Origin of the sequence: Streptomyces sp. NPDC006134 (genome assembly GCF_040628835.1) — a bacterium.
Taxonomy (GTDB): Bacteria; Actinomycetota; Actinomycetes; order Streptomycetales; family Streptomycetaceae; genus Streptomyces.
The window spans coordinates 6,900-18,216 of the sequence record NZ_JBEXTV010000092.1 but is presented as its reverse complement, the minus strand read 5'-3'; the positions used below and the strand labels follow the sequence as shown (position 1 = coordinate 18,216).

The 11,317-nt window shown below is 72.8% G+C and carries 10 protein-coding genes; 7 read left to right on the top strand and 3 right to left on the bottom strand.

What is annotated here, in order from left to right; all coding sequences use genetic code 11:
- Positions 1-82 precede the first annotated feature (82 nt).
- Positions 83-1,060 carry a sugar ABC transporter permease gene (locus ABZ340_RS34690; protein ID WP_358785871.1) on the bottom strand — a complete coding sequence of 326 codons (978 nt, stop codon included), beginning with the start codon at positions 1,058-1,060 and terminating at the stop codon, positions 83-85.
- A complete protein-coding gene (locus ABZ340_RS34685; RefSeq protein WP_358785870.1) occupies positions 1,057-2,376 on the bottom strand; it encodes an extracellular solute-binding protein in 1,320 nt (439 codons plus the stop codon). Before ABZ340_RS34685 ends, ABZ340_RS34690 begins: the two co-directional genes overlap by 4 nt.
- 220 nt (positions 2,377-2,596) lie before the next feature.
- Between ABZ340_RS34685 and ABZ340_RS34680 the strand changes: the two genes are divergently transcribed.
- The 5 genes from ABZ340_RS34680 to crcB (ABZ340_RS34660) all read left to right on the top strand — a co-directional run bounded on the left by ABZ340_RS34680 (position 2,597) and on the right by crcB (ABZ340_RS34660) (position 8,016).
- Positions 2,597-4,618: a beta-galactosidase gene (locus ABZ340_RS34680; protein ID WP_358785869.1), complete on the top strand. Its 2,022-nt coding sequence runs from the start codon at positions 2,597-2,599 to the stop codon at positions 4,616-4,618.
- A gap of 118 nt (positions 4,619-4,736) precedes the next feature.
- A complete protein-coding gene (locus ABZ340_RS34675; RefSeq protein ID WP_358785868.1) occupies positions 4,737-6,296 on the top strand; it encodes an arabinogalactan endo-1,4-beta-galactosidase in 1,560 nt (519 codons plus the stop codon).
- 498 nt (positions 6,297-6,794) lie between these two features.
- Complete coding sequence (gene crcB, locus ABZ340_RS34670) at positions 6,795-7,256, top strand: fluoride efflux transporter CrcB (RefSeq protein WP_358785867.1); 462 nt, start codon at positions 6,795-6,797, stop codon at positions 7,254-7,256.
- Positions 7,253-7,645: a DUF190 domain-containing protein gene (locus ABZ340_RS34665; protein ID WP_358785866.1), complete on the top strand. Its 393-nt coding sequence runs from the start codon at positions 7,253-7,255 to the stop codon at positions 7,643-7,645. Before crcB (ABZ340_RS34670) ends, ABZ340_RS34665 begins: the two co-directional genes overlap by 4 nt.
- Positions 7,642-8,016 carry a fluoride efflux transporter CrcB gene (gene crcB, locus ABZ340_RS34660; RefSeq protein ID WP_358785865.1) on the top strand — a complete coding sequence of 125 codons (375 nt, stop codon included), beginning with the start codon at positions 7,642-7,644 and terminating at the stop codon, positions 8,014-8,016. The genes ABZ340_RS34665 and crcB (ABZ340_RS34660) overlap by 4 nt, the downstream gene beginning before the upstream one ends.
- An 81-nt stretch (positions 8,017-8,097) precedes the next feature.
- Here the strand turns inward: crcB (ABZ340_RS34660) and ABZ340_RS34655 are convergent, their stop codons facing one another.
- Positions 8,098-9,195, bottom strand: a complete 1,098-nt coding sequence (locus tag ABZ340_RS34655; protein ID WP_358785864.1) for an acyl-CoA desaturase — start codon at positions 9,193-9,195, stop codon at positions 8,098-8,100.
- A gap of 184 nt (positions 9,196-9,379) precedes the next feature.
- Here ABZ340_RS34655 and ABZ340_RS34650 point away from each other — a divergent pair, with 184 nt between their 5' ends.
- Together ABZ340_RS34650 and ABZ340_RS34645 are read left to right on the top strand one after the other, a co-directional pair.
- Complete coding sequence (locus ABZ340_RS34650) at positions 9,380-10,105, top strand: FadR/GntR family transcriptional regulator (protein WP_358785863.1); 726 nt, start codon at positions 9,380-9,382, stop codon at positions 10,103-10,105.
- A 32-nt stretch (positions 10,106-10,137) separates the two neighbouring features.
- Complete coding sequence (locus ABZ340_RS34645; protein WP_358785872.1) at positions 10,138-11,181, top strand: asparaginase; 1,044 nt, start codon at positions 10,138-10,140, stop codon at positions 11,179-11,181.
- Positions 11,182-11,317 lie beyond the last annotated feature (136 nt).

The following is an 11,317-nucleotide window of genomic DNA, read 5'->3' as shown; positions in this document are numbered from 1 at the left end:
TCAACGTCCTGTGGGCCCTCATCCGTGACCGACGGTGCTACCAAGTCACACCGCCCGTCACGCTTGCCGCTTGACACCAGCATTAGGAAGCCTCCTGCTTGGTGCGGCGGTTCGCGGCCCGCAGGAAGCCGAAGGACAGCACCAGCGTGACCAGGGCGATGAGAGTCGCCTGGGCGGCGGCCGCGTGGATGTCGCCCTTGCCGAAGGCGTCCTGGTACACCTTCATCAGCGGACTCCAGGTGGTGGACACGGAGTTGGTGAGGGGCTTGAGGGTGGTCGGCTCGCTGAACACCTGGAGCGTGGCGATGATCGAGAAGAAGAAGGTGAGCACCAGGGAGGGCGCCACCATCGGAATCTTGATCCGCAGCGCGATCTGCAGCGGGCCGGCGCCGTCCAGCTTCGCCGCCTCGTACACCTCGGCCGGGATCGCCCGCAGCGAGGTGTAGATGACGATCATGTTGAAGCCGGTGCCGCCCCACACCGCGATGTTCGCCAGGGCGAGGTAGAGCGGACCGCCGTCCAGCAGGTCCGGCTGCGGCAGGCCCAGCCTGTCCAGCACGAAGTAGAACGGGCTGACGTCCGGCAGGTACAGGAAGCCCCACAGCAGCGCCGCGACGACGCCGGGGACGGCGTACGGCAGGAAGATCGCGAGGCGGGTGACCGGGGCGAGGCGGACCTTCTCGGAGTCGAGCATCAGCGCGAACAGCAGGGCCAGGCCCAGCATCACGGGCACGACGACGCAGCCGTACCCGAGGACGCGCAGCGCGCCGTCCAGCAGTTCGCTGTCGGAGAGGGCGTCGGCGTAGTTCCCCAGGCCGGCCCACACCTCCGTACGGGCCCCGGCGCCCAGCCCGAGGCCGGACACCTTCACCTTGCGGAAGCTGAGCCAGACCGCGTAGCCGATGGGCAGGGCGAAGAACAGCAGGAACAGCAGGGCGGCGGGGAGGACGAAGAAGTAGGGCGCGCGAAGCGCTCCCTTGAGGGCGGTGGCGGGAGACGGGTGGGCGTAGGGGGCGGTCCTGGTCCCGTACGGCCTCCGGCGTGCCGTGCCGCCGCTCACGGTGCGACCTCGAAGCCCTGCTTCTTCAGGTCGGCGACCGTGTCGTCCTGCATGGTCTCCAGGGCGGCGGTGAAGTCCGACTTGTTCTTGGCGGCGGCGCCGAAGGCGTCCTTGAAGGACGTGTAGGCGACGTTGACGTTCGGGCCCCAGGCGGCCGGCACCGTCGTCTCCGCGATCTCGGCGGCCTTGGTGTAGAAGTCCGGCTGGTTGGAGAAGTACTCCGGCGGGCTGGTGAAGGCGCCGCTGAGCTGGGCGGAGGTGGACGCCGGGTAGATGCCGCCCTCCTTGGCGAGCGCGTTCAGGGCGTCGGCGTCGGTGTTCAGCCAGGCGGCGAACTTCGCGGCGGCGTCCTTGTGCTCGGAGTCCGTGGTGACGGCGGTGGAGGAGCCGCCCCAGCTGCCGGTGCGGTTCTCGTTCGCGGACCACTGGGGGAGCGGGGCCATGGCCCACTTGCCCCGGGTGTCGGGCGCGGCCGTGGTCAGCGTGCCCGGCGCCCACACGGCGCTGATCCAGGCGATCTGCTTGCCGGTGTTGAGCGCCTTGTTCCAGGCCGGGGTGTACATCGGCTGGTTGTCGACGGCGCCCTCCTTGACGAGACCGCCCCAGAACTCCGCGACCTTCCTCGTCGCCTCGTCGTCGATGCCGACCTTCCACTTCTGGCCCGAGGTCGTCCACCACTTTCCGCCGGCCTGCTGGGCCAGGCCCGCGAAGAGACCGGAGTCGTTGGCGGAGAAGGTGGTGAGGTCCTTGTCGGGCGCCGCCTTCTTCAGCTTGCGCGCCGTCTCGGCGAACTCGTCCCACGTCTCGGGGACGTCCAGGCCGTACTTCTCGAACAGGTCCTGGCGGTAGTAGAACATCAGCGGCCCGATGTCCTGCGGCACCGCGTACACCGCGTCCGTGCCCAGCGTGGTCTGCTGCCAGACGCCGTCGGCGAACTTGCCCTTCACGTCGCCGACCTCGTCGGATATGTCGGCGAGGGCGTCGTTGCTGACCAGCGTCGGCAGCGCCTGGTACTCGGCCTGGACCAGGTCGGGCGCCTTGCCCGCCTTGTGCGCGGTGAGGATCTTGGTGACCAGCGTGTCGCCGGACGCCTGCTTCTTCGCCGTGACGGTGATCTGCTCCTTCTTGCCCGGCCCCTTGTTCCACAGGTCGACGACCTTGTCCATGCCGGGCGTCCAGGTCCAGTACGTGAGCGAGACCGGACCCGACTGGGCCTCGCTGTCGTCGCCGGAGGAGCCGCAGGCGGCGAGGGCGGTGGCGCCGAGCGCGACGGCGACGGCGGATGTCACGAGGCGGCGGCGCTTCGTGTACGGCATGGATCTCTCCCCTGACCTGGGCCCCCGCCTGCCGCGGGGGCCTGTCATGCTTCTGTGAGCGTTCACAGTAGAGAAACATCCCAGACACTTGTCAATGATTGTTTCCGTGCGGTTATGTTGGGCTCACGTCGCCACCGATGTGTGTGCACGTTCCCAGCACATGCCCAACCGTATGTCCCAACCGCATGTTCCGACCGATCGATCCACCGGGAGACAACCCATGCCGGAGACCACCCCCGCAGGCCTGACCGGGCTCGCCTTCGGCGGGGACTACAACCCCGAGCAGTGGCCGGAGGAGGTCTGGCAGGAAGACGTCCGGCTGATGCGGGAGGCCGGCGTCACGATGGTGAGCGTCGGGATCTTCTCCTGGGCGCTGCTGGAGCCCGCGCCCGGGGAGTACGACTTCGGCTGGCTCGACCGGGTCCTGGCCCTGCTGCACGAGGCCGGCATCCGGGTCGACCTCGGCACGCCGACCGTGGTGCCGCCCGCCTGGTTCTACCGCGCCCACCCCGAGGCGCTGCCGGTGACCGCCGAGGGCGTGCGGTACGCGTTCGGCTCCCGCGGCGCCATCTGCCACAGCAACCCCGCCTACCGCGCCGCCGCCGCGCGCATCACCACCGAGCTCGCCGAGCGCTACGGCGCCCACCCGGCGCTGGCGATGTGGCACGTCCACAACGAGTACGGCGTCCCCGTCTCGGCCTGCTACTGCGACACCTGCGCCGCCCACTTCCGCCGCTGGCTGGCGAGGACGTACGGCACGGTCGAGGCGGTCAACGAGGCGTGGGGGACCGCCTTCTGGGGCCAGCGCTACGCGGACTTCGACCAGATCGACCCGCCGCGCCTGACCCCCACGGTCGGCAACCCGGCCCAGGCGCTGGACTACCGCCGGTTCGCCGACGCCACCCTGCGCGAGAACTTCGTCGCCGAGCGGGACATCCTGCACCGCCTCTCGCCCGGCATTCCGGTCACCACCAACTTCATGACGGCCCTGAGCCAGTGCGACTCCGTCGACTACTGGGCCTGGGGCCGCGAGGTCGACCTCGTCACCAACGACCACTACCTGATCACCGACGGCCGCCGCACCCATGTCAACCTGGCGATGGCCGCCGACCTCACCCGCTCCGTCGCCGGCGGCGCCCCCTGGCTGCTGCTGGAGCACTCCACCTCGGGCGTCAACTGGCAGCCCCGCAACCCCGCCAAGGCCCCCGGCCAGATGGCCCGCAACTCCCTCGCCCACGTCGCCCGCGGCTCCGAGGGCGCCCTGTTCTTCCAGTGGCGCCAGTCCCGGCGCGGCGCCGAGAAGTTCCACTCGGCGATGGTCCCGCACGGCGGCACCGGCACCCGTGTGTGGCGCGAGGTCGTCGGACTCGGCGCCACGCTCGGCGCCCTGTCCGAGCTCCGCGGCACCCGCACCGAGGCGGACGCGGCGATGCTGTGGGACTGGCACTCCTGGTGGGCGCAGACGCTCCCGTGGCGCCCCAGCGAGGACCACGACGCCCGCGAGCGCGCCGACGCCTTCTACGAGGTCCTCTACGACCGCCACCTCACGGTCGACTTCGCCCACCCCGAAGCCGACCTGTCGGCGTACCCCCTGGTCGTCATCCCCGCCCTGTACCTGATGACGAAGGCGGCCGGGACCAGCCTCCGCCGGTACGTCGAGGGGGGCGGCACCCTCGTCGTGTCGTACTTCTCCGGCATCGTCGACGAGCACGACGCCGTCCACGAGGGCCCCCACCCGGGCGCGCTGCGCGACGTCCTCGGGCTGACGGTGGAGGAGTTCTCGCCGCTGCCGGCGGGGGAGCGGGTGCGGCTGACCGGCCCGGACGGCACCGGACCGGCCGGGGACGTGTGGACGGAGTTCGTCGTGCCGCGCGGCGCCGAGACCGTGTGGACGTACGCCGACGGCCCGGCCGCCGGCCACCCGGCCGTCACCCGCCACCGCCTCGGCGAGGGCACCGCCTGGTACGTCTCCACCCGCCTCGGCGCCGAGGGCCTGGATGCGGTGCTGGACCGGGCGGCCCGGGACGCCCGCATCGCCCCCCGCGCCGCACTGCCGCACGACGTCGAGGTGGTGCGCCGCACCGGCGAGTCCGGCACCTACCTGTTCGCGATCAACCACTCCGCGTCGGACGCCGAGGTGCCGCTGGACGCCCCCGGCACCGAGCTGCCGTCCGGCGAGCGCGCCGCGGGCCGCCTCACGGTCCCGGCGGGAGCCGTCCGGGTCGTACGGCTCGACGGCTGAGCCGCGGACCCGTCACTCCCCTCCGCCCGTGCGAGCCGGCGAGCCGCGGGCGGAGGGGGCCCCTCACGACCACGTGACGGGCTCCCCACCCCCGACGTCGAAGGGACGACGGACGACGATGTTCCATCCCGGACGCACCCTCAGGACCCTGCTGCCGCCGCTGGCCGCGGGGCTCGCCCTCACCGCGCTTCCGGCGCAGACCGCCCAGGCGGCGAGCACGCTCACCAACGGCGGGTTCGAGACCGACGGCACCGGAACCGGCACGCCCAGCGGCTGGTCGGAGTACGGCTCGGCCGGCGCCTCGTTCACCGAGGCCGGCGGCCACGGCGGCAGCCACCGGCTGAGCCACTGGGCGTCCACCGCCTACAAGGTGGAGACGTACCAGTACCTCTCCGGCCTGACCAACGGCAGGTACAAGCTGACCGCCTGGGTCCGCTCCGGCGGCGGCCAGAACGCGGCGTACATAGCCCTCAAGAACTGCGGCGGCGCCGAACAGCGCACCGACCTCCCGGTCTCCGCCAGCGGCTGGCTGCGGATCGTCGTGCCGGTGAACGTCACGAACAACCAGTGCACGATCAGCGTCAACAGCGACGCCAACGCGGGCAACTGGATCAACGTCGACGACCTCACCTTCGCCCCGGGCACGTCCGGCACCACCATCCACGGCGCCGACGTCTCCTCCCTCGCCAAGAGCGAGGCGCTGGGCGGGGTCTACCGCACCGGCTCCGGCACGACGGCCGACCCGCTCGCCATCATGAAGTCCGCGGGCATGAACCACGCCCGGCTCAAGGTCTGGGTGAACCCGGCCGACGGCTACAACGACAAGACGCGGGTCCTCGCCCTCGCCAAGCGCGTCAAGGCGCAGGGCATGAAGCTGCTCGTCGACTTCCACTACTCGGACACCTGGGCCGACCCGGGCGCCCAGTCCAAGCCGGCCGCCTGGGCCGGGCACTCCTACAGCCAGCTGAAGACGGACGTGTACCACCACACGTACGACGTGCTGAACGCGCTGAAGGCCCAGGGCACCACCGCCGACATGGTCCAGGTCGGCAACGAGATCAACGGCGGCATGCTGTGGAACGAGGGCTCGACGGACAACTGGCCGCAGCTCGCCGGACTGCTCAACTCCGGCTACGACGCGGTCAAGGCGGTCGGACCCTCCACGACCGTCGCCCTGCACCTCGCCAAGGGCGGTGACCTCGCCGGCACCCGCCGGTGGTTCGACTCGGCCGTCGCCAACGGCGTGAAGTTCGACGCCATCGGCCTGTCGTACTACGGCTACTGGCACGGCTCGCTGTACGACTTCCAGACCACCCTGGACGACGCCGCCGCCCGCTACGGCAAGCCCGTCTTCGTCGCCGAGACGGCCTACCCCTTCCGCCTCGACAGCGAGGACGCGCACGAGAACATCATCGACCTCCCCGGCGAGCTGGTCGCCGGCTACCCGGCCACCACCGCCGGCCAGACCAGGTGGATGAACGACATCGCGAGCATCGTGGAGGCCGTCCCGAACGGCCGCGGTCTCGGCGTCTTCTCCTGGGAGGCGACCTGGACCGCCGTGAACGGCAACGGCTGGGACCCCGCCGACCCGTCCTCCGGCAACGGCTGGGAGAACCAGGCCCTGTTCGGCTACGACGACCGGGCGCTGCCGGCGATGGCCTGGTTCGGCCACCGCTGAGCCCGCAGGAGCCCCGGCCCCGGCCCCGGCCCCGGACCCGGACCTGGCCCCGGACCTGGGCCTGGCCCCGGACCTGGACCTGGCCCCGGACCTGGGCCTGGCCCCGGGCGGGGCCCGGGCTCCGTCTCACCCGGGTCCCCTGGCCCCTGCGCCGCCTCCCCGTCTCCGGGCGGGGCCCGGGCTCCGCCCGGGATGGTTCCCCGCGGCGCGGCGGTCCGTTCCGGCCGTCGACGGCGAGGGGAACGCCGCCCTCCACCTCACCCGCCGCCGCTCCGGCCACCGGACGGCGACCGGCGCCCGTGAGGCGCCCGCCCCGAAGTGACCCTCGCCCACCTGCGGCGTTAGCCTGTTCCCGGCACGGTCCGGCCGCGATCGCCCCACGGCGCGGCGCGGGAGCCCGCCCTGCCCCGACCGCAGCACCGGTGCCGCCGCCCGCCCCCTGCTCGCGGCAGTGTGTGCCCGGAGACCCGATCCGCGGCGAGGAGGAGACGCACCGGCATGACAGCCCCCGAAGCACAGGGCCTCGGTGTCCGGCCGGCCGCCCCGCGGCGGTCTGCCGGGCGCACCCAGGCCCCGGTGGTCGCGGCCGTCGCCCTCGGCGGGGGCACGGGCGCCGCGGCCCGCTACGCCGCGTCCCTCTGGTGGCCGGCGCACACCGGGGGCTTCCCCTGGACGACCTTCTGGGTCAACGTCGCAGGCTGCGCCGTGATCGGCGTCTTCATGGCCGTCCTCACCGGCCCGCGGACCGTCCACCGGCTCGTGCGGCCCTTCTTCGGCACGGGCGTGCTCGGCGGCTTCACCACCTTCTCGACGTACGCCGTCGACATCCGGCAGCTGATCGGCACCGGCCACGTCCGCACGGCCCTGGCCTACCTCGCCGCGACCCCGCTCGCGGCGCTCACGGCGGTGTGGCTCGGGTCCTGGGCGGCCCGCCGCGCCCTGGAACGGAGGCAGCCATGATGAGATCGGCCGGCAGCGCCCTGCGCCTGACCGTCTTCGTCGGCGAGAACGACACCTGGCACCACCGGCCCCTGTACTCGGAGATCGTCCACCGGGCGCGCGCGGCCGGCCTCGCGGGCGCCGGCGTCTTCCGCGGCGTCGAGGGCTTCGGGGCCTCCCGTCTGATCCACACCACACGGCTGCTGTCCCTGAGCGAGGACCTCCCGGTGGCCGTCGTGATCATCGACACCGAAGACCGCGTACGAGCCTTCCTGCCGCAGCTCGACGAGCTGGTCACCGAGGGCCTCGCCGTCCTCGACGACTGCGAGGTGATCAGGTACGGGGGCCGGGAGGACACCCCCGACGGCGCTCCCGGCGTCCCGCGGGGGAAGGGCGGGAAGCCGCGGTGAACTGGCTGCTGGTCGTCGCGGGCGCCATGGTCGGCGCCCCGCTGCGCTACCTCACCGACCGTGCCGTGCAGTCCCGGCACGACTCGGTGTTCCCCTGGGGCACCTTCACCGTCAACGTCGTCGGCTGCCTCGTCCTCGGCCTGCTGACCGGCGCGGCGCTGGCCGGGGCCGCCGGCTCCCGTCTGCAGCTGCTGCTGGGCACCGGTCTGTGCGGGGCACTGACGACGTACTCGACCTTCTCCTACGAGACGCTGCGGCTGGCGGAGACGGGGGCCCGCCGCTACGCCACCGTCAACGCCGTGGCGAGCGTGGCGGCCGGGCTGGGCGCGGCGTGCGCGGGCGTGGCCCTGGCCGAAGCGGTCTGGAGGTGAGGGCCCGCGCCCTGCGGTCTGCGCCCTGCGGTCCGCGCCCTGCGGTCCGCGCCCTGCGGTCCGCGCTCCGCCCCAGTCCGCTCAGCGGGCCTGGCGCAGCGGTTCCCCGACGCTCCTCAGATGGCGCAGCGCCTCCCGGTGCGAGGCGAGCAGCCCCGTCTGGTGGTAGGGGATGCCGAGCTCGGCGCAGTACCGCTCGGTGATGACCTGGGCCCTGCCCAGGGCGGGCGTCGGCATGCTGGGGAAGAGATGGTGCTCGATCTGGTAGTTCAGCCCGCCCATGAAGGCGTCGACGAGCACCCCGCCCCGCACATTGCGGGAGGTGAGCACCTGACGGCGCAGGAAGTCCAGCCGCGTGCCCTCCTCGATCATCGGCATCCCCTTGTGGTTGGGGGCGAAGACGGAGCCGAGGTAGATCCCGAACAGGCCCTGGTGCACGGCGACGAAGGCGAGCGCCTTGCCGGGCGGGAGGACCGTGAACAGGCCGCCGAAGTACAGCACGAAATGAGCGACCAGCAGCGTCCCCTCGAGAACCGGCCGTTTCATCGACGGGCTGCGCAGCGCCTTGAAACTGCTGAAACTCAGATTGAGGCCCTCCAGCGTCAGCAGCGGAAAGAAAAGTGCGGCCTGGTGCTTGCCGACGAAACGGGGGAGTCCCTTCGCCTTGCGGGCCTGACGCCGCGACCACACCAGGATGTCCGGGGCGACGTCCGGGTCCTTTTCCTCGTGGTTGGGGTTCGCGTGGTGGCGGGTGTGCTTGTTCATCCACCAGCCGTAGCTCATGCCCAGCAGCAGATTGGCCACCAGCAGGCCGCCCGTCTCGCTGGGGCGCCGGCGGGTGAAGACCTGCCGGTGCGCCAGGTCGTGTGCGGCCAGCCCGAGTTGTCCGAACACCACGGCCAGGGCGGCGGCGACGAACAGCTGGGACCAGCTGTCCCCCAGGGCGAGGAAGGCCGTGACCCCTCCCGCGAGCGCGAGGGCCACCGCGCCGAAGCGGAGGGTGTAGTACAAGGGGCGGCGCCGGAGCAGCCCCGCGTCGGCGATACGGCGGGAGAGCTCGGAAAAATCGCTTCCCTTTTCCCTCTCCTTTTCCCTCCCTGTTCCTCTCTCCCTTTCCTTTCCGCGCGGAGAGGAGTTCTCGGTGGGCGATTTCTCGGTGAGCACTATGGAATTGGCCATGTGCTCCAGTATGGGTACGGATCTCCGGCCGCGGAATGACGGTGTCCCCCGGGGGGAAGGTGGAGGTAACACCACCATGGGAAACCGCCGCCGGCCGGTTCCCCGGCGCCGCGCGGGCCCGGTTCGCCGCCGGGCCCCGCCGGTCCGCTTGACAGGGGGCCGGTGGGACCCGCACGATCGCCCCGTGAACCTGTCAGACAGCCAGACAGCCGGTGGTCCGGTTCCGCGGCGCGTGAGCGCGACGGAAGCGGTCCTCGGCCACCTGCGCGGCGCCATCGAACGCGGCGAGTACGCGATCGGTGACAAGCTGCCCTCCGAGGCCGAGCTGTGCCGCACCCTGGAGGTCTCCCGGCCCGTGCTCCGCGAGGCGCTGCGGGCCCTGCAGACCATGGGGCTGACCGTCTCCCGGACCGGCAAGGGCACCTTCGTCGTCGCCACCGCGGTGGAGGACCCCACCTTCGGCGACTACGCCGCCGGCGACCTGCTGGAGGTCCGCCGCCACGTCGAGATCCCGGTCGCCGGGTACGCGGCGCGGCGCCGCACACCCGAGGACCTCGACCACCTGACGCGCCTGCTGGACCGCATGGAGCGGGAGGCGGACACCACCGCGTGGGCCGCGATGGACACCCTCTTCCACCTGGCCGTCGCCGAAGCCACGCAGAACCCGGTCTTCCGCCGGGTCATCGAGGAGATCCGCGACGCGCTGGCCCGCCAGTCCGCGTTCCTCAACGAACGGGGCGGCCGGCGCGAGCAGTCCGACCGCGAGCACCGGGCCATCCTCCAGGCGCTGACCGACGGTTCCGCCCGGGACGCGGAGCAGGCCATGACCCACCACCTCGACCGCGTCGAGGCCACCCTGACCGACATCGTGCGCCGCACGCGCACCGACCACCCCGGAGCCGGCGCGTGACCCGCACACCGGCCCACGACCCGCAGGCAGTGATGAACACCAGTTCCCCCGCTTCCCCCGCTTCCCTCGCGGCGGCACCCCCGGTCCGCGAGCCCCTCCACGCCCCCGTCGCCCACCTCATACGCGCCGGGATCGTCGAGGGCGTCCACCACGGCTCCGTCGTCGTCCTCGGCCCGGACGGCCGGGTCCCGTTCCGGCTCGGCGACACCGAGGCCGCCTTCTACCCGCGCTCCGCGCTCAAGCCCGTCCAGGCCGTGGCCATGGTCCGGGCCGGTCTCCCGCTCGACGGCGAACTGCTCTCCCTCGCCGCCGCCAGCCACTCCGGCGAGGAACGCCACCTGGCCGGCACCCGGCGCATCCTCGCACTCGCCGGGCTCACCGAGGACCACCTGCGCAATGTGCCCGACCTGCCGTTCGGCCCGGCCGTGCGGGACGCCTGGGTCCGCGAGGGCCGCCCGCCCTCCCGCCTCGCCCAGAACTGCTCCGGCAAGCACGCCGCCATGCTGTACACGGCCCACCTCAACGGCTGGTCCCTGGAGGACTACCTCGACCCCGCCCACCCGCTCCAGCAGGCCGTCGCCGAGACCGTCGAGGACCTCACCGGGCAGCGCGTCGCCCGGGTGACCGTCGACGGCTGCGGCGCCCCCCTGTTCGCCGTCTCCCTGCACGGCCTGGCCCGCGCCGCCGCCCGCATCACCACCGCCGCGCCCGGCACCCCCGAGGCGCGCGTGGCGGACGCGATGCGCGAGCACGCCGAGATGGCCTCCGGCACCGGCCGGGACGTCGCCGCGCTGATGCGGGCGGTGCCGGGACTGCTCGCCAAGGACGGCTTCGAGGGCGTCCAGGTCGCCGCGCTGCCCGACGGCCGGGCCATCGCCGTGAAGATCGCGGACGGCGCCGACCGGGCGCGCATCCCGGTCGCTGCCGCCGCGCTCGCCCGCGCCGGGGTCGACCCCGCCCTGCTCGGCGAGTTCGCCGGGGAGCAGGTGCTCGGCGGCGGCCGTCCCGTCGGCGGCGTCCGCCCGGTCCACGCCCTGGACCCGGACACGCCGCAGCCCTCACCGACCCACGCCTGAACCGCGCCCACGCCCGAGGCGCGCCGTGCCCACGTCCGAGGCGCGCCGTGCCCGTGTCCGGGACGCGCCGTGCCCGTGTCCGGGACGCGCCGTGCCCGTGTCCGGGACGCGCCGTGCCCGTGTCCGGGACGCGCCG

Bases quoted from the DNA above. Each gene is read 5' to 3' on its own strand.
- ABZ340_RS34685 (WP_358785870.1), bottom strand. From the start codon at position 2,376: ATGCCGTACACGAAGCGCCGCCGCCTCGTGACATCCGCCGTCGCCGTC.
- ABZ340_RS34680 (WP_358785869.1), top strand. From the start codon at position 2,597: ATGCCGGAGACCACCCCCGCAGGCCTGACCGGGCTCGCCTTCGGCGGG.
- ABZ340_RS34675 (WP_358785868.1), top strand. From the start codon at position 4,737: ATGTTCCATCCCGGACGCACCCTCAGGACCCTGCTGCCGCCGCTGGCC.
- crcB (WP_358785867.1), top strand. From the start codon at position 6,795: ATGACAGCCCCCGAAGCACAGGGCCTCGGTGTCCGGCCGGCCGCCCCG.
- ABZ340_RS34665 (WP_358785866.1), top strand. From the start codon at position 7,253: ATGATGAGATCGGCCGGCAGCGCCCTGCGCCTGACCGTCTTCGTCGGC.
- ABZ340_RS34655 (WP_358785864.1), bottom strand. From the start codon at position 9,195: ATGGCCAATTCCATAGTGCTCACCGAGAAATCGCCCACCGAGAACTCC.
- ABZ340_RS34645 (WP_358785872.1), top strand. From the start codon at position 10,138: ATGAACACCAGTTCCCCCGCTTCCCCCGCTTCCCTCGCGGCGGCACCC.